Origin of the sequence: Candidatus Pelagibacter communis, assembly GCF_001179845.1 — a bacterium.
Taxonomy (GTDB): Bacteria; Pseudomonadota; Alphaproteobacteria; order Pelagibacterales; family Pelagibacteraceae; genus Pelagibacter; species Pelagibacter ubique_Q.
In genome coordinates, this window is the sequence record NZ_CVSB01000020.1 from 19,836 (window position 1) to 40,326 (window position 20,491).

The window sequence follows — 20,491 nt, forward strand, 5'->3', positions numbered from 1 at the left end:
AATGTCTTTAGTTGATACAAATTGGTTAGAAAATAATATTGATAAAGTAAAAATTATTGATTGCTCATGGCATATGCCGCAAACTCAAAGAAACGGTTTTGAGGAATATAAAGAGGAACATATTCCAAATGCTATTTTTTTTGATTTAGATAAAAATTCTAAATTAGATACTGATTTACCACATATGCTTACCGATACTAAATCTTGGGAAAAAATAATAAGCGATATGGGTATAGAAAATAACGATCGAATAGTAGTTTACGATAACTCTGATGTTATTAGTTCTTGTAGATGTTGGTACAATTTAATTTATTATGGACATGACCCTAAACTAGTCCATGTTCTAGATGGTGGATTAAAAAAATGGAAAAAAGAAAATAAATCTACAGATAATAAAAAAGTGACCACTCAAACGTCAAAGTATACATGTAAAGAAAATAAAGAACTTGTTAAAAATAAAAAACAAATAGATGATAACATTGATACAGGAAAATTTAATGTTGTTGATGCAAGAAGTAAAGAAAGATTTGAAGGTAAAGTAGCTGAACCAAGAAAAGGTCTTAGAAGTGGTTCAATAAAAAATTCTTTTTGCCTACCCTTTTCTGAATTAGTAAACGAAGACCATACTTTCGTTAGTAAAGATAAAATAATACAAAAATTTAAGTCCTTTAAATTTGACCATAATAAAAATCTAGTATTTTCATGTGGTTCTGGAGTGACTGCAAGTGTATTGGCTCTAGCTTATTCTTTAATAAATGTTAAGTATATGCCAACAATTTACGATGGCTCTTGGGCTGAATACGGAAAAAATTAACTTATGAAAACATCTACAAAAATAACAAGTATAGTAATAATATTTTTCTTAATCATTGCAACAGTGATCATTGGAAGAACAATGATAGGAAATCATTTCAAAAAAAAATTTAGTAAAAGACCACCTCCTGGAATAATAGTAACTACTACACAAGAAAGAATTTTTGAAAATATTGTTAGTACCTATGGAACTGCAACTCCAATTCAAACACAATCATTTAAAATTGAAAAATATGAAATATTAAAACCTATAAAATTTAATCAAAAAGTTAAAAAGGGTGATGTAATTGCCGAGCTTAAAAATCGAAAAGTAATTGCTCAATTTGATGGTGTTATTGGAAAAAGAGAATTTTCGGAAGATATAGAGGTTTCAAAATCTTCAATATTAATTAATCTTGAAGATACTAGCTCAATATTTTGTGATGTAGATATACCTGAAATTTTTGTACCATTTATTAAAGTTGGTCTGCCAGTTGATATTAAATTTTCTGGATATAAAAATAAAATTTATAAAGGTGAAGTAGACTCTTTTGCTAGCAGGATAAGTGAAGATACAAGAGCTTTAGCAACAAGAATTAAAATGGACAATTCATCAGGTGAAATATTACCTGGCTCATTTTTAGAAATATCAATTAAATATGATGTAAGAAATGGCTTAAGTGCTCCCGACACTAGTACAATTGTCGAGGGTGAAAATGTTTTTATTTATAAAGTAGATGAAAAAAATAAAGTAATGAAAACAAAAGTAACCATTGGTGATAGATACTTAGGCTTTGTAGAAATATTAGATGGATTAAATAATGGAGATAAAATTGTTGCAGAAGGAACAAAAAAGGTAAGACCAAATTTAACAATCAGACCTATAGAGAAAGGTGCTAAAAAACAGCAAGGAAATTCAAGCTGGGGTAAAAAAGATAAATCAAAAAAAGCTGAAGAAAAAAAAGGTAAATTTGATTGGTTGAAAAATATTTTTAAAAAATCAGATAAAGATAAAAAATAATTAAATGTATATAACTGAAGTTAGCATTAAACGACCTGTGGTAGCTTGGGTCATGTCTTTAATATTAATTATTTTTGGTATTTTTGTCTTTTTGGAATTGCCAGTAAGAGAACTTCCTGATGGTATACAGCCTCCTGTAGTTCAAGTTCAAACCGATTATAAATCTGCTTCAGCTGAAATTGTTGATGAAGAAATAACTCAAAAATTAGAGGATGTAATTGGTGGAGCTGAAGGTATCAAAAATATTGACTCAAGTTCTCTCAATGGAAGAAGTAGGATTAATATTCAATTCAACACAGACATTGATTTAGATGATGCTGCTAATGATATTAGGGAAAGAGTTGCAAGGGTTGTAGATAATTTACCAAGTGAATCAAACCCTCCGCAAATTTTAAAACAGGCAGCAGGTTTTACAACTACAATGTGGGTAGCTTTATCATCTCCAACTTGGAATGATTTAGATCTTGGAGATTATGCTGAAAGATATCTAATAGATGCATTTTCAAGTGTACCAAACGTAGGTCGAATTTTAGTTGGTGGATTAAGAGAGCTTAGTGTTAGAGTTTGGATAGATCCAATTAAATTAGCTGCAAACGATCTTACAATTCAAGAAGTTGAAAGAGCTCTTAGAAATGAGAATATAAATCTTCCAGCTGGAACCTTAGAAGCTAACAACAAAGACTTAACTTTAAACATTGATAAATCTTATTCTAATATTGATTCAATTAAACAACTGCCACTTAAGAAAAATAAAGAAAAAGTTATCATTTTATCCGATGTAGCTAATATAGAATTAGGACCTGTTTCAGAAAAAACTTTATTTAAAGCACAAAGAAAAAATGCAGTAAATTTAAAAACTGTCGGTATTGGTATTTATGCTAAAAGTGGTGCATCAACGGTAGAGCTTTCTAAACAAATAAAAACTAAAATCAAAGAACTTAACAAATCTTTGCCTGATGGATTAAAATTAGAAATAGCATTTAATAGAGCAACCTACATTGGTGCTGCAATTGAAGAAGTATATAAAAGTTTAATAATTGCATTCGTATTAGTTGTTTTGATTATTTATCTTTTTTTAGGTAACCTTAAAGCTGTAATAGTTCCTGCGGTTGCTTTACCAGTTAGTCTTATTGGATCATTTCTTGGGTTATATATATTTGATCTATCAATTAATATTTTTGTATTACTAAGTTTTATTCTAGCAATTGGCATAATCACTGATGACTCGGTGATCATGACTGATGCTATATATACAAGAATTGAAAATGGTGAAACACCATTAGTAGCTGCTTACAAAGGTTCTAAACAAATTACATTTGCAATTATTGCAACGACTTTAATTCTTATAGCAGTATTCCTGCCTCTAATATTTATTAAAGGAATATCAGGAACTTTATTCAAAGAAACAGCAATAGCATTATCTTTTTCAATTGTTGTATCTTCTTTTGTGGCATTAACATTATCTCCAATGCTAGGGAGTAAATTTTTAAACAAAAAAGAAAAAATCAATTTCTTTGTAAAAAAATTCAATAATGGATTCAAATCTTTCACAGGATTTTATGTAAACTCCCTTAAATATTGGGTGAATAAACAAAAAACTATTTCAATATTTATAATTTTAATTATTGCTGCTTCAGCTTATTTGTTTAGTTTTTCTAAAAAAGAATTGATACCAGTTGAAGATAGGGGTGCTTATTTAATTATAGGATCAACTGACGAAGGAAGTTCATTTGAATATACCCAAGAAAAAGCTCAAATAATTGAAGGAAGAATATTAAAATTATTACAAGCAGATGACAGTCCATATGCAAGACTAATCATGAGAGTTCCTGGTTTTGGAAGATCAGCAACTTCTTATAACACTTTTATAATTATTGCATTACTTGACGAATGGAAAAATAGAGAAAAAAGTAGTCAAATAATACTAAGAGAAGCTATTGGACAAGTGGTTTCTGTACCTGAAACTTTTGCTTTTCCAATTTCTCCACAATCAATAAGAGTATCAAGTTATAATAAGCCTGTTCAAATGGTGATTTATGGATCTAGCTATGAAGAATTAGAAGAAATTCAAAATAATGTCTTAAGAGAATTAAGAAAAAATAGAAATATGTCCAGAATTGAAAGTGATTATACAAAAAATAAACCCGAAGTTAAATTAGTCACAAATAAAAATAGAGCAAATGATTTGGGAGTTTCTACAGAAAATATAGGTAGAACTTTAGAAACTCTTTATGGAGGAAAAAGAGTAACAACTTTCAGTAAAGAGGGAAGAGAATACCCAATTATTTTACAACAATATTTAGCAGACAGAAGAGATAAAGATGGATTATCAAAAATTTTTGTTAGATCTGAAACAACTGGTAAACTCATATCTGTTGCAAGTTTAGTTGAATTTAAGGAAAAAGGCACTGCTGAAGCACTTCCAAGATATAATCGACAAAGAGCTGTTACAATTTCAGCTGCCCTTTCAGAAGATTATACTTTAACAGAAGCAATAAAATATCTAGAAGATGTCATGATTAGAGTTGCTCCTCAAAATCAAATCACTTGGAAAGGAAAATCTGAAGAATTAAAAGAAACAACAAATGAAATATACTTAATTTTTGCTCTTGCTTTGTTAACTGCTTATTTAGTTATGGCAGCAACATTTAACTCCTTTGTTCATCCATTTATTATTATTTTAACAGTTCCATTAGCTGTATTTGGCGGCTTAGTATTTATTTTATTTTTAAATAGTTCAGTAAATATTTTCTCTCAAATCGCTTTAATTATACTTATTGGTATATCCACAAAGAATAGTATTTTGATTGTAGACTATACAAACCAGATAAGAACTACAGGTGTTAAAATTCAGGACGCTATAATTAAAGCTTGCCAACTTAGAATTCGACCAATCATCATGACTTCACTAAGCACAATGATAGCAATGCTTCCATTAGTTATTGGGAATATTGGCCCAGGTGCAGGTGAAGGCTCTAGATTAGCTGTGGGTTCTACAATTTTAGGAGGAATGATTATTTCAACCTTCTTTACTTTATATGTAACTCCAACGATGTATTTAGCACTTGCGAAAAATACTAAGCGTATTGATGCAGTTGATATAGAATTAAAAAAACAGCTAAATTAAAAAATAATATACTTTGAAGTTGATAAAGAATTTTTACATTCAGACAATTGTTGCTTATAAATATTTGATTGCTTCTCTACTTTCTTAGCTAAGTAAATTACTTTTTTATTATCTTTAAAATTTTTATAATTACCCCAGCCTTCGTGATAAGCAATATACTGTTTGAAAGCATCATTTTTAGAAACTTTTAAAATTTTCTCTGTTTTATTTGTGTACCATCCAATGAAATCAACACTGTCCTTAAATCTTGTTCTAACTGCAAACTTGTTTCCTGTTTCATCTTTATATTGTTTCCATGTTCCTTTAATTGCTTGAGAATAACCAAATGAACTAGACGGTCTTTTGTAGGGGACTACCTTAAATAGTTTTTGTCTTGGTGGCTTTGCCATCCAATCAAAACTCGATTCCATCTTGATAATTGCAAGCTGTAAGTGAACTGGTGTACCCCATTTTCTTTCAGATTTTTTTGCATGTTTATACCAAAAATATCTCTCTTTAAATATTGAACAACTGCTTGCGGTATTTTTAGGAACTGATGAACAAGCTGAAATAAATAAAATTATTACTAATAAAAAACTAAGTTTTTGAATTTTCATTTTTTTTATAAAAGTAAAATAAAATTAATACTATAATTACACCTAATAAATTTCCAAATAAATCTGTAAATTCAAAACTTCTTTTGGGGATAAAATAATGTGTTACTTCAAGTGCTAAAGATAAAAAAATTAAATATAAGCTTATGTAAATAAATTGGTTCGATATATTAAAAGTTAATAATCCAATAGTCGAAATAATTAAGAATGCATAAACATGATTGGTTGAAATTATAAAATCTGGTGTAATTTGTGGCTGTAAACTTAGATCATTATATAAAAACCACCCTAGTAAACTACCTGGAAATAAATATAAAAAAATTAAAATCAAATTACATAAATAAAAAATAAACTTATTTTTTGAAAAAAAATTAATCATTAAAATATAGTTTTATTTATCAAATTGTTCTAAAAGATAAACAAATGAGTTATTTAATATTAGTAAGACATGGCCAAAGTGTATGGAATTTAGAAAAAAGATTCACCGGATGGGTAGATGTAGATTTAACAGAAAATGGAAAATCAGAGGCAAAAAAAGCTGGCCAACTAATAAAACAAGAAAATATTGAAATTAATCTTTATTATTCATCTTTTCAATTAAGAGCAAAAAATACATTAAAAATAATACAAGATGAATTGAAAGACTATAAAGAAGTAAAAAATGCATGGGAATTAAACGAGAGACATTATGGTGCTCTCACAGGATTAAATAAAGATGAAATGAAAGTAAAACTCGGAGAAGAAAAAGTTCATCAATTTAGACGTTCTTGGGATCTAAGGCCCGATCCTCTAGATAAAAAAAATCCATATCATCCCCTAAATATTGAAACTTACAAAGAAATTCCTTTAGAAAAAATTCCTGACACTGAGTCACTAAAAGATACATATGAAAGAGTAATAAAATTTTATAGTAAAGAGATAGAATATAAAACAAGTGAAAATATTCTCATTTCTGCTCATGGAAACTCTATTAGAGCTCTTTGCAAATATTTGTTCAATTTAGATCACAATAAGATCTCTAAACTTGAAATTCCTACAGGAAACCCCCTGTTAATTGAATTAGAAAACAACAAAATTTTTAATTGCAAATATCTTGATCAACAAAGAGCTAAAGATCTTTTAGTTTTTTAAAAATATCCAGATCAGTTAAATGATAAAAGTCTTTTAGACTTTCATAACCAAATAATTTTTTTTGATCTATTAAATTATTCCAAATTTCCAAAATTGAGTAATTTTCTAATTTTTCTTTAACAAATAATTTTTTATTAATTATTTGACAACCAATGTAAATAAATTCTTTTTCAGTGTCTTTGTTAATTAAATTATTTTTTAAATTGAAATCTCCTTTTAATTTTTTATCAAAACTTAATTTTTTATTTGCTAAGAGAAGAATGTTTTCTAATTTTTTAGAAAAATACATTTTTTCCATTTTTGATATCTCATCTTCATAATTATTACTCCAGATTGTATCTGGATTAAAAATTATAAAATCCTTTTCATTAGAGTCTTTAATCATATTTTGAATACCTCCCCCTGTATTTAAAATATGATCACCATCCTCAATTATTTTGATATCAATATTGAAATTTTTATTGTTTAAAAAAACTGAAAATTGATCCTTTAAATAAAAAGTATTTATTAAGATTTTTTGAATACCTAGTTTTTCGATTAAATTAATGCATCTCTCCAGCATACTTACATCTTTAATCTCTAATAAGGGCTTAGGAGTATTTAAAGTAATTGGATTTAATCTTTTACCAAAACCTGCACATAAAATTAAAGCTGTATTTATTTTCAAAACTCTACCTTATAAATTTTGGAAAATTATTTTTTAATAGCAACATCAAATCATTGAATTCATTCTGCTCTCTAATTCTATGATTAATCAATTCCCAAGCGTAGGGAATTAATTTAAGATATTTTTTTTTATTATCTCTAACAGCTAAACGCATAAATATACCAATTATTTTTAAATTTCTTAAAACAGATAGTATTTCAAAATCTTTTTTAAATTTTTTCAAATCAATTTTTTTATTTGATTTGATGTAAAACTTAAATATTTTCTCTTTTAATTCATTAGATGTTTTTAATCTCACGTCATCAATTAAGGACGCTAAATCGTAAGCTCTATTGCCAATTAGTGCATCTTGACTGTCTATTACTGCAATTTTTTTATTGTGATACATCAAATTTGAAACATGAAAATCTCTATGAACAAATGTATCATTTTTATAATTTAATTTTGATAATAAATTTTTTATTTCCAATATAAATTTTTTTTTAAATTTAATACTTTTAAATTTAGACAATTTCTTTGGTGCATACCAGTCACAAAAAAGTTTAGTTTCATCAAATAAAGTTTTGTTATTATATTCTTGAACTTTATATAATTTATTTTTAAAATTTTTAACTTTTACATCTTTTATTAATTGTATTTTATTTAAAATTTTTATTATCTTTTTAAAAATGACATATTTATTGTTCTTATTGTTTTTTAAGATTTGAAATAAAGTTTGATCTCCAAAGTCATTTATTTCTATATAATTATTAATGTAGTTTTCACTTAATAAATTTGGTGCTAAAATTTTATTTTTAATTAAAATTTTATTTATTGCATCATAAATTAAAAGATTTTTAGACTTTTCTTTCTTAGATATTACTAAAATTGATTTATTTTCTATGTTTCTGTAAAATTCCCTAAAAGATGCATCACCTTTTATTTTTTTCAATTTTGCTAAGATTTTCATCAAAATTAGTTTTAATTCAAACTTTTATATCTACACTTCTATTATTTAAATCATTTAAATAATTAAATGTTAAAGTTATAAATTTAATATCTTTTTTATCGGCAATCAATTGTGGCCATTCTATAAGTGTTATTAATTTATTATCTTTTTCAAAAATATCTAAATTGTTGACGTCTTGTTTCCTATTAATTCTAAATAAATCATAATGTTTTATTCTTATATCTTTCACCTGATATTCATTTAATAAACTAAAAGTAGGGCTTGTAATTTCTGTTTGCATTAAATTATTTATTTTTTGGTACTCATTTATAAAATATTTAATAAAGGTAGTTTTACCCACACCCATCTCTCCATATAAAAAAACAAACTCGCCACCTTTGAGATATTTTGTAAATTCTTTAGCTAATTCTTTAGTTAACTTCTCTGAAGTGATATCTATTTTGCTATCTTTAATAGCGATAGGCATCTGGTTTGAAAGGACCTTCTGTTCCAACACTTATATAATCTGCTTGTTCTTTTGATAATTTTGTTAGTTTTGCCCCAACTTTTTTTAAATGCAAAGTTGCTACTTTTTCATCTAAATGTTTTGGAAGTACATAAACTTTATTTTCATAATTTTTATGATTATGCCAAAGTTCTATTTGAGCAATAACTTGATTGGTAAATGATGCACTCATTACAAAGCTTGGATGTCCAGTTGCGCAACCAAGATTAACTAATCTTCCTTCAGCTAAAAGAATAATTCTTTTACCACTAGGTAGCTCTATTTCATGTACTTGGGGTTTTACCTCAGTCCACTTATAATTTCTAAGAGCTTCAACTTGTATTTCATTATCAAAGTGACCAATATTACATAAGATGGCTCTATCCTTCATATCTCTCATATGGTCTGCAGTAACAATATCTTTGTTACCTGTTGCCGTTACAACTATATCCGCTCTACTTATAGCCTCCTCCATTAATACCACTTCATAACCTTCCATTGCGGCTTGAAGAGCACAAATTGGATCTGCCTCTGTAACTAAAACTCTAGCTCCACTTTGTCTTAAGGAAGCAGCACTCCCTTTTCCAACGTCTCCAAAACCAGCAACAATAGCAATTTTTCCAGACATCATTACATCAGTAGCTCTTCTTATGCCGTCTACTAAACTTTCTCTACATCCATATAAGTTGTCAAATTTTGATTTTGTGACAGAGTCATTTACGTTTATTGCTGGAACTAAAAGCAATTTATCTTTTTCCATTTTATTTAGTGCTTTAATTCCAGTGGTAGTCTCTTCTGAAACACCCTTAATATCTTTCATTAAATCCTGATATTCATTGTGCATGATAGCTGTTAAATCACCACCGTCATCTAATAACATGTTAGGCTTCCAGTCAGGTTTTCCAACTATAGTTTGTTTAATGCACCATAAATATTCCTCTTCAGTTTCACCTTTCCAGGCATAAACAGGGATCCCAGCCTTTGCAATTGCAGCAGCTGCATGATCTTGAGTTGAAAAAATATTACAAGAAGACCAGCGAACTTCGGCACCTAATGCAACTAAGGTTTCAATTAGTACAGCCGTTTGAATTGTCATATGAAGACATCCTATAATCCTTGCACCTTTTAATGGTTTTTCTTTAGAATACTCTTCTCTTAAAGCCATTAAACCAGGCATTTCACTTTCAGCTATTGATATTTCTTTTCTACCAAATTCAGCTTGACCAATGTCATTTACTTTATAATCTTCCATGTCAAGCTTTATACAGCTAAGTATTTATTTATCAAGAAATGATTAAACATTGGGAAGTCTTATCTCTATCATTGCTCCTGCTTTATCAATTCGATTAGATGCTACAATCTCACCATCGTGGAGTTCAACCAAATTTTTTACTATATTTAAACCTAAGCCTGAATGTTCTCCAAATTTTTCAGGTCTATTACTATAAAATCTTTTAAATATTCTTGATGTGTCTTTTTCTTTAAATCCTTGTCCTTCATCAATAATTTTGATTGATATTTGATTTTTTTTATTAACAGAAACATCAACAAAAACATTAGCACCGTCCTTACTAAATGATATTGAATTATCTAATAAATTTGCAATGATTTGTTCAATTCTATTTTCTATTCCATTTATATAATATTCTTCTTTTCCGTCATTTTTATATTCAATTTTTATTCCTTTTTTCACTTGATGAATATTATTATAATCATCAACAACAGATTGAATAATAGGTTCAACATTAATTTTTTTCATTTTTTCTTTACTTAAAGCAACTTCATCTTTTAACATTTGTGAATAATCGGTAATTAGCCTTTCTATTCTTTGTACGTCGTGACTAAGTATATTTAATAATTTATTTCTTTGTTCGTTATCATTTGTATCTTGTAAAATTTCTGATGCACTTTTTAAAGATGCTAATGGATTTCTAATCTCATGAACCAAATCAGTTGAAAAATTTTCTGCGTGAGTAACTCTGTTTTGAAGCTCATTTGTCATATCTTCTAATGAATTAGATAAAAGTCCTAATTCGTCATTTCTTTTTTTAAGATTTTCAATACCTGGTTTAGCTTGACTTTTTTCTTTAATACGAATTGTATATCCAACAAGATTTTGTATTGGTTTAATAAAATATCTGCTTAAAACAAAAGAAAAAATTAATATTACAAATCCTACAGAAATAGCTGTTCTTATTACAAATGCTTTTCTCTCATCTATCGCTGTCTTTATTTCATTAGCGTTTTCTGTAATAGCTACATAACCAAGATTAATTTCATTCTTTGTAACATTTTTAATTGTTGTAACATTAAATTGATTAAAATCTTCTTGCGTAAATGTGTAAGGAGCTCCTAAATATTCGGAGCTCGAATAATTTTTTAATATATCTTTGAATGAAACAGGTTTTTTTTTATCAATTTTTATATTTTTTTCCTCAATAGCTTTTTCTATTTCCTCATTATCTAAACTTTCAAATTCAATTTTATCAAGTCTCGTAGAGAATGATCTCGGATCAAGATCTAAAGTATCTGTGTCTCCAATAAGGTTAAGTTGATCATCAAAAAATATTACTCTATCTAAATTTTGAAAAATAAACCTTGTGGAAAATAAAAATTTTCTAATATCATCAGATTGGAATTTTACATCTAGTCTTAAAATATTATCAACAGTGTTGTTAATAATGTTTGTGTGATTTTGAGATTTTTTTTTTATTAAACTTGGATGGATATTATTCAGATATGTAAATGTAAATAATCCAATAATTGTAAAAATTATGAAATTTATAAATAAAAATTTCTTTAATATAGAGAGAGTTTTTAGATATTTACTAAACATTAGCTAACATTCCATCTATATCCACTACCATACCTAGTTTCAATAGCTGAAAAATCAGGATCTACTTTTTTAAATTTTTTTCTAATTCTTTTTACATGACTATCAATGGTTCTATCCTCAATGTCAGTGTCCTCTCTGTAAGCTATATCCATGAGCTGAGCTCTTTCTTTAATTATACCGGGTCTTTTGGCTAATTCTTTAACTATTAAAAACTCAGTTGTTGTCAATTTATCAGGCAACTGTTTTCCATTCCATTCACACTCAAGTTGTGATGGATCTAATTTTAATCTTCCATGAGATATTAGGCTTTTACTTTCCTCTAGAATATTATTTGAATCTTTTTTTCTTAACTGCACTCTAATTCTTTCGATCAAAACTTTAATAGAAAAACCTCCAGATTTTTTAACAAAGTCATCTGCACCCAATTTTAAACCTAGCAATTCATCAATTTCTTCATCTTTAGATGTTAAAAAAATTACAGGTAAAGAAGTTTTTTTTCGAAGTTTTTTTAATAATTCTTCTCCATCCATCTTGGGCATTTTTATATCTATAACTGCTAAATCAGGAGGCATTCTGGTTAAACCAATTAATGCGCTTTCACCATCAATGTATGTTTGAACTTTAAAACCCTCTTTTTCTAATGCAATACTTAAACTTGTTAAAATATTTCTATCATCATCTATCAAAGCTATTGTATGTTTTTGCATAACCTAACTTAAAAATACTAAATTGTCCTAATTTGGGCAATGTTATAAATTTAGTGTAGCATTCCCCAATTATCTCCAACATTAATATCAACCGTTAAAGGGGTAGAAAAAGAATGATAATCACTTTCGGCTACACTAGTCATTTCTTTCTCAATTAATTTAATCATTGCTTTTTCGTCTTTTTTTGGAATTTCAAAAATTAATTCATCATGAATTTGCAATAGCATTTTTGAATTAGAATTTTTTTGCTCCGATAATTTTTTATCTAATCTTATCATAGCCAGTCTCATTACTTCAGAAGCAGAACCTTGAATAGGCGCATTTATTGCAGCACGCTCTTGAAAATTTCTTACATTAAAATTTTTGTCATTAATTCCATTAAAATGAGATCTTCTTCCAAAAATATTATTAACATATCCTCTTTTCCTGCAAAATTTTATTGTATTATCCATATAAACCTTAATTTCTGGAAACTTTGCAAAATATGAATTTAAAAATTCCTCAGCTTCATAATTAGATACATTTATTTGCTTAGCTAATCCATATTGCGAAATTCCATAAATAATTCCAAAATTAATAGCCTTGGCCTTTCGTCTATGGTCTTGATTAACTTTTTTAATATCAATATTAAATATTTGGCTAGCTGTTAAAGAGTGAATATCTTCTTTATTTTTAAAAGCTTTTTTCAGTTCTTTTACATCTGCCAGGTCTGCTAAAATTCTCATCTCAATTTGATTGTAATCTGCAGAAATTAATAGGTGCCCTTTTTTTGCAGTGAATGCTTTTCTTATATCTTTTCCATCTTCTGATTTAATTGGTATGTTTTGTAAGTTGGGATCACTAGATGCAAGTCTTCCAGTCGTTGTAGCAGCCAGCAAAAACGAAGTATGAACTCTTTTTGTATTTGGATTTAAATGTTCAGGTAAAGCATCTGAATAGGTATTTTTTAATTTTGAAACTTGTCTCCAGTCTAAAATTAATTTTGGAAACTTATGACCTTTGAAAGCTAAATCCTCTAAGACACTTGCACTTGTTGCGAAACTTCCTTTTTTAGTTTTTTTTAATTCAGCTATTTTCAGGTCATTATAAATTATTTCACCTAATTGCTTTGGGGATGCGATATTGAACTCTTTTTTTGAAATTTTAAATACTTCTTTTTCAATTTTTTTGATTTTTTTTTCAAATTTAGATGAAAGAGATTTTAAAAACTTACTATCAATTTCAACTCCCTCTATTTCCATAAATGCAAGAATTTTAATTAATGGCTTTTCAAAAATTTCATAAATATTTATCATTTTTTCTGATTTTAAATTTTTGATAAATTTCTTATATAATCTAAAAGTAACATCAGCATCTTCAGCAGCGTAATCTTTTGCTTTATCTAATTCTACTTCGCTGAAATTTATTTCTTTCTTACCTATGCCTACCATCTCCTTAAAAGAAATAGTTTTATGTCCCAAATGAATTTCTGATAAAATATCCATATTATGTCTATTTTTTCCTGCATCTAAGACATAAGACATCAACATTGTATCTTCCATTGATGAAAGCGTTATTCCACACTTATAAAATACGATAAAATCAAATTTTATATTTTGACCTATTTTTTTTATACTGGGATCTTCTAATATTTTTTTTAATTTTTTAATTACTGCGTCTTTTTTAAGACACTTGGGTGACTTATGACCAACTGGTATGTAACATGCTTTTCCTATTTTAGAACATAGAGAAATACCCACTAAATCTGCTTGATGAGGATCTAATGAAGTGGTTTCTGTATCTACAGCAACTTCACCAACTTCTTCTGCTTCCTCTATCCATTTATCAATTTCATCCAAGCTATTTATTAAGTAATAATTTTTATTATTTATCGTTTGTAGTTTTTCTAAATTTTGAGTTTCAATCTTGTTACTTTCTAGTTCAGGTTCTCCATAAGCAGAAATTGCAGAGCTTAACAACCTGTTAAATTCCATTTCTCTTAAAAATTTATATAATTTATCTTTATTTATATTTTGCAATTTAAATTCACTTAACTCTCTATTAACAGGAGAGTTATGATCTAGTGTTACAAGTTTTTTACTTATTAGTGCTTTATCCTTGTTCTCTATTAATGTTTCTCTTCTTTTGTTTTGCTTAATCTCGTGAGCAGAATTTAGTAAATTTTCTAAAGTGCCATATTTGTTAATTAGCTCTGCAGCTGTCTTAACACCTATCCCTGGAACACCAGGAACATTATCACTACTATCTCCTGCTAAAGATTGCACATCAATAACTTTTGAGGCATCTACCCCAAATTTTTTTAAGACATCATCATCAGTTATAAATTTGTTTTTCATTGGGTCAAAAATTCGAACTCCTTTTTTATAAAGCTGCATTAAATCTTTATCTGATGAAATAATTGTAACCTTTGCACCTTCTTTGAGAATTTGATCAACATATGTGGCTATTAAATCATCTGCTTCATAATTAGGAAGATCTACAGATGGTAAATTGAATGCTAGAACTGATTTTCTTATATATTCAAATTGAGGAGCCAAATCATCAGGAGCCTCTGACCTATTAGCTTTGTAATCAGTATAAATTTCATTTCTGAAAGTTTTTCTTGCTGAGTCGAATATTACCGCAAAATGTGTTGGTTTTTGCAAATTTTGATCAGATTTTGAGTCCTCTAGTAATTTAAATAACATACTGCAGAAACCACTTACAGCACCTGTTGGAAGTCCATCACTTTTTCTAGTCAACGGAGGCAGAGCATAATAAGCTCTAAAAATATAACCAGAGCCATCAATCAAATAAAAATGATCTGTTTTTTGAATTTTATTCATGAAGTAATATTAAATATTATAATGATAATATATTCTGTATATAAAAATATTTACTTTCAATTATTATAACAATTATAAGTAGATTATTTTTTATATTTTGAGTATTATTTAACAATGGAATTAACAAAAAATCTCACTCAACCTAAACTATTTAAATCTCTGGTTGTTATTGTTCTTGGTTCTATAGCACTAACCATATCAGCAAAGATCAAAATTCCTTTCTATCCAGTTCCTATGACTATGCAAACATTTGTTGTATTATTTTTAGGAATAAGTTTAGGGTATAAAATTGCATTAGCTACAATTGGTCTATATCTAATTGAAGGAATTGCAGGACTTCCCGTATTTTCAAATTCTCCAGAAAAAGGCATTGGATTAGTTTACTTTACAGGACCAACTATGGGTTACTTAATTGGTTTTTTAACAGCTTGTTACTTAGCTTCTAAAATAAAGATTGATGATAATTTTTTCGTTGTTTTATTTAAGTTAATTATCGCAACTTCAACAATTTATATTTTGGGTCTTATTTGGCTTGGAACATTGATTGGATGGGATAAGCCAATTTTTACTTTAGGTGCAAAACCATTTCTATTAGCCGAGATTTTTAAAATTATGCTTTTAGCTCTTTTAACTAAGCAAATAATTAAAATTAAAAAATTTATCTAGGTGATCTTTTAGAAAGAATTCTTTGAAGAGTTCTTCTGTGCATTTTAAGTCTTCTAGCTGTTTCTGATACATTCCTGTTACACAGCTCGAAAACTCTATGTATATGTTCCCACTTAACTCTGTCAGCCGACATGGGATTTTCTGGTGGTACTGCTTTTTTTGAAGGATCTGCCAATAATGCTTTCTCTACATCTTCTGCATCAGCAGGTTTAGCTAGATAATCTATAGCACCTTCTTTGATTGCGGCAACTGCCGTTGGAATATTTCCATAACCAGTTAACATGATAATCCTACTATCAGGATTTGAAGACTGAATTTCTTTTACAACCTCAAGTCCATTACCATCTCCAAGTCTTAAATCTACAACTGCAAAACCATGTTTTTTAGCTTTTACAGATTCAACTCCTTTTTGCACACTCTCTGCTTGAAAAACTTCAAATCCTTTTTTTTCCATAGCTCTTGCTAAACGCTCACGGAAAGGATTATCATCATCCACGATTAATAATGACTTATTTTCAAAATCATTAAGATTCTGTAGTTTTGCCTCTTCTTTCATAGACCTTATATGGGGTCTCTATAAAATATTACAATATATGAATTTTACGCATTACTGGCTTGAATTATTTGCTTTACTTTAGTGCTGTTTACTTTATATGCCAAAAAATATTAAAGTTTTTTTTTAAAAAGACTTTTTTTTATTAAATTTTTTTTTGGAGGCATTTAAAATGCAAAAATTTAAATCAGTTGAGGAATTAGTTAATCAGCTGAAACCTGAAAAACCAGTTTACTGTATTAGAAAGAATTCCATTAAATCTGCTGTTAAATTTTTCCTAAACAAATTTCCAGGTAAAATTTTATATGCAGTTAAAACTAATCCACACCCTGAGGTAATTAAAACAATCATAGAAAGTGGAGTTGAGCAGTTTGATGTTGCATCAATTGAGGAAATTAAAAATATTAGAACTTTTAGCAATACAGCAAAATGCTCTTATATGCATACTGTTAAAAGTAGAGAAAGTATAAAAGAAGCATATTTTAATTTTGGTGTAAAAACTTTTTCATTAGATACTAAAGATGAACTGATTAAAATAATTGAAAGTACAAATAACGCTAAAGATTTAGAGTTATTTGTAAGAGTTGCTGTTTCAAATGAACATGCAGAAATTGATTTATCAAAAAAATTTGGTGCTTTAACATCAGAAGCAATAGGTTTATTAAGACTTGTAAAACAACATGCTAAAAAAATTGGTTTAAGTTTTCACGTTGGTTCACAATGTATGCATCCAATTTCTTACTCGAAAGGAATTAGTGAAATTGGAAATATAATTAAAAAGACAAAAATTATTCCACATTACATTAATGTAGGTGGAGGTTTTCCTACAATCTATCCTGACTTAATTCCACAATCTTTAGATAGTTATTTTAATGAAATAAAAAAGAGTTTAGAAAATCTAAAGCTTGAAAAACTTCCTGAAATTATTTGTGAGCCTGGTAGAGCTATAGTTGCAGAAAGTGGCTCTACAGTTGTAAGGGTTAATTTAAGGAAAAAACAAAAGCTTTATATTAATGATGGTACATATGGTACTCTTTTTGATGCAGGCACACCAAACATTGTATTCCCATCTAGAATGATTAAAGAAAATTCTAATAAAATAATTTCAAAAAAATTAACTGCTTTTGATTTCTTTGGACCTACATGTGATAGTATGGATTATATGAAAGGTCCTTTTTTGCTTCCAAATAATATTAAAGAAAATGATTATATTGAACTCGGTCAACTTGGTGCATACGGATTAACATTTAGAACTCAGTTTAACGGTTATTACTCAAATGAAATTTACGAAGTTGAAGATAATCCAATAATGACAATGTATGACAAAGACATTAATAAAGCTAACATGGTAGCTTAATGTCAGGTCAAAAAAATCCAGGTCATAACAGTAAAAGAGATTTTTTAAAAAATCCTGTTGAGCACATCGATATAACTTCTTTTGATAGTAGAAAAATTATATCCTCAATGGAAAAAATGTCATTTGTTTCTAGAGAAACAGCAAATGCTGCTAATATTTATAACGAGATGCTTAAAGATAAAGATTGTGCAATTTTCCTTACTTTGGCAGGTTCTACTTCGGCAGCTGGATGCATGAACATTTATAAAGATTTAGTTAAATATAATATGGTAGATGCAATCGTTGCGACAGGTGCCTCAATAGTAGATATGGATTTTTTTGAAGCTCTTGGTTTTAAACATTATCAAGGTTCACAATTTCAAGATGATACTGAGCTGAGGAATAACTACATAGATAGAATTTACGATACCTACATAGATGAAGAAGAGCTTCAAATGTGTGATAAAATAATATGTGAAATCGCAAATAACTTAGACGCTAAAAGCTATACTTCAAGAGAGTTCATTTATGAAATGGGAAAATATTTAAAAAATAACTCAAAGAAAAAAGAATCTTTAATTGAAACTGCTTTTGACAACAATGTTCCTATTTTCTGCCCTGCTTTCACTGACTCAAGTGCAGGATTCGGGTTAGTTATGCATCAAGAACAAAATCCAAAAAAACATATGACAATAGACTCAGTTAGAGAATTTAGAGAACTAACAGAAATTAAAATCAAATCTAAAGGTTCTGGATTATTCATGATTGGTGGTGGTGTGCCTAAAAACTTTATTCAAGATACTGTTATTTGCGCTGAACTATTAGGAAAAGATGTAGACATGCATAAATATGCTGTTCAAATTACTGTTGCTGATAGTAGAGACGGTGCATGTAGCAGCTCCACATTAAAAGAAGCAAGTTCATGGGGGAAAGTAGATATTACAAAAGAACAGATGGTGTTTGCAGAAGCAACTAGTGTTTTACCATTGATAGCAAGTGATGCTTATCATAAGGGTGAGTGGAAAAACAGAGCAAGAAAAAACTTTACAAAAATTTTTGAATAAAATTGAAATATCTCTCAAATAAAAACGGGTTTTTAGGAATTGATAATAAATTTAGCTTTAGAGAAAAAGCTGTGATTATTCCATTTGGATTAGAAAAAACAGTCAGTTATGGGGGAGGAACAAGAAACGGACCTAAAGAAATCATAAAAGCATCTCATCAAGTTGAGCTGTATGATGAAGAACTTAATTGTGAACCTTATAAAAAAATAGGTATTAAAACTTTAAAACCGTTTAAAATTGATAAAAATATTAAAAAAGCACTTAATAAAATCTCAAATATTAATAAAGAAATTTTAGATAAAAAGCTTTTTCCAATGACTTTAGGTGGAGAGCATTCAATAACTCCTGGGTGTATTGTTCCTTTTACTAAAAAATATAAAAATATTTGCCTCTTGCATTTTGATGCACATGCAGATTTACGTCAAAGCTATAATGGAGAAAAATTTTCACATGCCTCAGCAATTAGAAGATGTCTAGATTATAAAAATGTTTCTTTAATTTCATTTGGGATAAGAAATATCTCAGAAAGTGAAATCCCATATTTAAAAAAAAATTCTTCAAGAATAAATATTTTTTGGGCAAAAGATAAAAAAAAATGGAATTTGTCTAAATTTAAAAAACTGATTAAAAACAAAACTGTTTATCTAACATTCGATGTAGATGGACTAGATTCAAGTATTATGCCTGCGACTGGTACACCTGAACCAGGAGGACTTTTGTGGGACGAAACATTAGATATAATAAGAATTGCAGCAAAGAACTCAAAAATTGTTGGTGCAGATATTAATGAACTATCCCCAATTAAAGGATTTAATTCTTATAATTTTCTTGTTGCAAAATTAGCTTATAAAATTTTGTCTTATAAATTTTTATATTGAACTTTAATTGGTTTAATTATTTTCAATAACATTCTGAATGGTATCAACATTATTATAGCAACTAAAATTTTTACCGCTAAATCTCCAAGAGATAAAGTAACCCAAGGTACCCCTGTTGCATAAAATGATATTGAGAAAAATAAAAATGTGTCGACTGTTGATCCAATCAGAGATGAGGTGAGTGGTGCAACAAACCACTCTTTTTTTCTTAATCTATCGAAAATTTGAATATCTAACAATTGAGCGGTAATAAAAGCTACGCCTGATCCAATTGCAATTCTAACAGAGATTAAATCTGCAAAATCAGTTGAGAATAACAATGTAAATATAATTCCTATTAAAAAGCCCAAATACACAATTTGCCTTGCTAATAATTTTCCATAAGACCTATTCGCTAAATCAGTTATTAAAAAAGCTATTGGGTAACTAAAAGCTCCATAAGTTAAAATCTCGTTTAATCCAAAATAGTTAATTGGGAACTGAACTAAATAATTAGAAGATAGTACAACAACCCCCATCATTATAGACAGGGTGATAAATAATTTATTCATTAAGCTGATTTAGCTACAGGTTTCTTTTTAAAAGGGGATTTAATTAAAACTACTTTTTTTAACTTTTTTAATCTAGGAGATAAATTTTTATTTTTTACGGTTTTTAAAAATTCATCAAAACTACCTTTTTTATCAACTGATCTTACACCTGAGTTGCTTACAGTAAGTTTTAAACTTCTTCCAGTAAGCTCACTTGTAAATTTTACTTTTTTAAGATTAGGTAAAAATCTTCTTTTAGTCTTGTTGTTAGCATGACTAACATTATGACCTTTCATAGGAATTTTACCGGTAAGTTCGCATTTTTTTGACAT

The 20,491-nt window shown here is 28.1% G+C and carries 20 protein-coding genes; 8 read left to right on the forward strand and 12 right to left on the reverse strand.

What is annotated here, in order from left to right:
* Nucleotide 1: 1 nt before the first annotated feature.
* From AMN81_RS01010 to AMN81_RS01020, 3 genes are read left to right on the forward strand one after another with little or no spacing between them, the layout of a single operon-like run.
* Nucleotides 2–814, forward strand: a complete 813-nt coding sequence (locus AMN81_RS01010) for a sulfurtransferase (RefSeq protein WP_072090285.1) — start codon at nucleotides 2–4, stop codon at nucleotides 812–814.
* A 3-nt stretch (nucleotides 815–817) separates the two neighbouring features.
* Nucleotides 818–1,813, forward strand: a complete 996-nt coding sequence (locus AMN81_RS01015) for an efflux RND transporter periplasmic adaptor subunit (protein WP_072090286.1) — start codon at nucleotides 818–820, stop codon at nucleotides 1,811–1,813.
* A gap of 4 nt (nucleotides 1,814–1,817) precedes the next feature.
* Nucleotides 1,818–4,940, forward strand: coding sequence for an efflux RND transporter permease subunit (locus tag AMN81_RS01020; RefSeq protein ID WP_072090287.1), 3,123 nt, complete (start codon nucleotides 1,818–1,820; stop codon nucleotides 4,938–4,940).
* On the opposite strand, the gene AMN81_RS01025 is transcribed toward AMN81_RS01020, so the two are convergent.
* On the reverse strand, nucleotides 4,937–5,536 hold the full coding sequence (locus tag AMN81_RS01025) for a transglycosylase SLT domain-containing protein (RefSeq protein ID WP_072090288.1): 600 nt from the start codon (nucleotides 5,534–5,536) through the stop codon (nucleotides 4,937–4,939). The genes AMN81_RS01020 and AMN81_RS01025 overlap by 4 nt on opposite strands.
* Nucleotides 5,517–5,912: a VanZ family protein gene (locus tag AMN81_RS01030; protein WP_072090289.1), complete on the reverse strand. Its 396-nt coding sequence runs from the start codon at nucleotides 5,910–5,912 to the stop codon at nucleotides 5,517–5,519. The genes AMN81_RS01025 and AMN81_RS01030 overlap by 20 nt, the downstream gene beginning before the upstream one ends.
* Nucleotides 5,913–5,956: 44 nt before the next feature.
* Between AMN81_RS01030 and AMN81_RS01035 the strand changes: the two genes are divergently transcribed.
* Nucleotides 5,957–6,664 carry a 2,3-bisphosphoglycerate-dependent phosphoglycerate mutase gene (locus AMN81_RS01035; protein WP_072090290.1) on the forward strand — a complete coding sequence of 236 codons (708 nt, stop codon included), beginning with the start codon at nucleotides 5,957–5,959 and terminating at the stop codon, nucleotides 6,662–6,664.
* On the opposite strand, the gene AMN81_RS01040 is transcribed toward AMN81_RS01035, so the two are convergent.
* From AMN81_RS01040 to polA, 7 genes are read right to left on the reverse strand one after another with little or no spacing between them, the layout of a single operon-like run.
* Entirely contained in the window at nucleotides 6,642–7,331 is a 690-nt protein-coding gene (locus AMN81_RS01040) for a sugar phosphate nucleotidyltransferase (RefSeq protein ID WP_072090291.1), read from the reverse strand. The two genes, AMN81_RS01035 and AMN81_RS01040, sit on opposite strands and share 23 nt — an antisense overlap.
* Nucleotides 7,332–7,335: 4 nt before the next feature.
* Complete coding sequence (locus tag AMN81_RS01045; protein WP_072090292.1) at nucleotides 7,336–8,280, reverse strand: phosphotransferase; 945 nt, start codon at nucleotides 8,278–8,280, stop codon at nucleotides 7,336–7,338.
* 16 nt (nucleotides 8,281–8,296) lie between these two features.
* Nucleotides 8,297–8,746, reverse strand: coding sequence for a tRNA (adenosine(37)-N6)-threonylcarbamoyltransferase complex ATPase subunit type 1 TsaE (gene tsaE, locus AMN81_RS01050; protein WP_080986889.1), 450 nt, complete (start codon nucleotides 8,744–8,746; stop codon nucleotides 8,297–8,299).
* Nucleotides 8,730–10,016 carry an adenosylhomocysteinase gene (gene ahcY / locus AMN81_RS01055; protein WP_072090293.1) on the reverse strand — a complete coding sequence of 429 codons (1,287 nt, stop codon included), beginning with the start codon at nucleotides 10,014–10,016 and terminating at the stop codon, nucleotides 8,730–8,732. The genes tsaE and ahcY overlap by 17 nt, the downstream gene beginning before the upstream one ends.
* Before the next feature lie 42 nt (nucleotides 10,017–10,058).
* Nucleotides 10,059–11,600: a sensor histidine kinase gene (locus AMN81_RS01060; RefSeq protein WP_072090294.1), complete on the reverse strand. Its 1,542-nt coding sequence runs from the start codon at nucleotides 11,598–11,600 to the stop codon at nucleotides 10,059–10,061.
* Nucleotides 11,600–12,307: a response regulator transcription factor gene (locus tag AMN81_RS01065; RefSeq protein ID WP_072090295.1), complete on the reverse strand. Its 708-nt coding sequence runs from the start codon at nucleotides 12,305–12,307 to the stop codon at nucleotides 11,600–11,602. The genes AMN81_RS01060 and AMN81_RS01065 overlap by 1 nt, the downstream gene beginning before the upstream one ends.
* A 50-nt stretch (nucleotides 12,308–12,357) precedes the next feature.
* Nucleotides 12,358–15,132 (reverse strand): DNA polymerase I, encoded by a 2,775-nt coding sequence (gene polA, locus AMN81_RS01070; protein ID WP_072090296.1) that lies wholly within the window; start codon nucleotides 15,130–15,132, stop codon nucleotides 12,358–12,360.
* A gap of 114 nt (nucleotides 15,133–15,246) precedes the next feature.
* On the opposite strand from polA, the gene AMN81_RS01075 reads away from it, so the two are divergent.
* Nucleotides 15,247–15,798 carry a biotin transporter BioY gene (locus tag AMN81_RS01075; protein ID WP_072090297.1) on the forward strand — a complete coding sequence of 184 codons (552 nt, stop codon included), beginning with the start codon at nucleotides 15,247–15,249 and terminating at the stop codon, nucleotides 15,796–15,798.
* Here AMN81_RS01075 and AMN81_RS01080 read toward each other — a convergent pair.
* Nucleotides 15,791–16,354 carry an ActR/PrrA/RegA family redox response regulator transcription factor gene (locus AMN81_RS01080; protein WP_072090298.1) on the reverse strand — a complete coding sequence of 188 codons (564 nt, stop codon included), beginning with the start codon at nucleotides 16,352–16,354 and terminating at the stop codon, nucleotides 15,791–15,793. The genes AMN81_RS01075 and AMN81_RS01080 overlap by 8 nt on opposite strands.
* Nucleotides 16,355–16,523: 169 nt before the next feature.
* Between AMN81_RS01080 and AMN81_RS01085 the strand changes: the two genes are divergently transcribed.
* Genes AMN81_RS01085 through speB form a run of 3 tightly spaced genes read left to right on the forward strand, consistent with a single transcriptional unit; the run spans nucleotide 16,524 to nucleotide 19,629 of the window.
* On the forward strand, nucleotides 16,524–17,708 hold the full coding sequence (locus tag AMN81_RS01085) for a type III PLP-dependent enzyme (RefSeq protein WP_072090299.1): 1,185 nt from the start codon (nucleotides 16,524–16,526) through the stop codon (nucleotides 17,706–17,708).
* The gene (locus AMN81_RS01090; protein ID WP_072090300.1) at nucleotides 17,708–18,751 is read left to right on the forward strand and encodes a 1,9-bis(guanidino)-5-aza-nonane synthase; all 1,044 of its coding nucleotides are present in this window, start codon (nucleotides 17,708–17,710) and stop codon (nucleotides 18,749–18,751) included. Before AMN81_RS01085 ends, AMN81_RS01090 begins: the two co-directional genes overlap by 1 nt.
* A gap of 2 nt (nucleotides 18,752–18,753) precedes the next feature.
* Nucleotides 18,754–19,629, forward strand: coding sequence for an agmatinase (gene speB / locus AMN81_RS01095; protein ID WP_072090301.1), 876 nt, complete (start codon nucleotides 18,754–18,756; stop codon nucleotides 19,627–19,629).
* Here the strand turns inward: speB and AMN81_RS01100 are convergent.
* Together AMN81_RS01100 and rpmB are read right to left on the reverse strand one after the other, a co-directional pair.
* Nucleotides 19,611–20,180 (reverse strand): queuosine precursor transporter, encoded by a 570-nt coding sequence (locus AMN81_RS01100; RefSeq protein WP_072090302.1) that lies wholly within the window; start codon nucleotides 20,178–20,180, stop codon nucleotides 19,611–19,613. The genes speB and AMN81_RS01100 overlap by 19 nt on opposite strands.
* Nucleotides 20,180–20,491, reverse strand: coding sequence for a 50S ribosomal protein L28 (rpmB, locus tag AMN81_RS01105; RefSeq protein ID WP_023854682.1), 312 nt, complete (start codon nucleotides 20,489–20,491; stop codon nucleotides 20,180–20,182). Before rpmB ends, AMN81_RS01100 begins: the two co-directional genes overlap by 1 nt.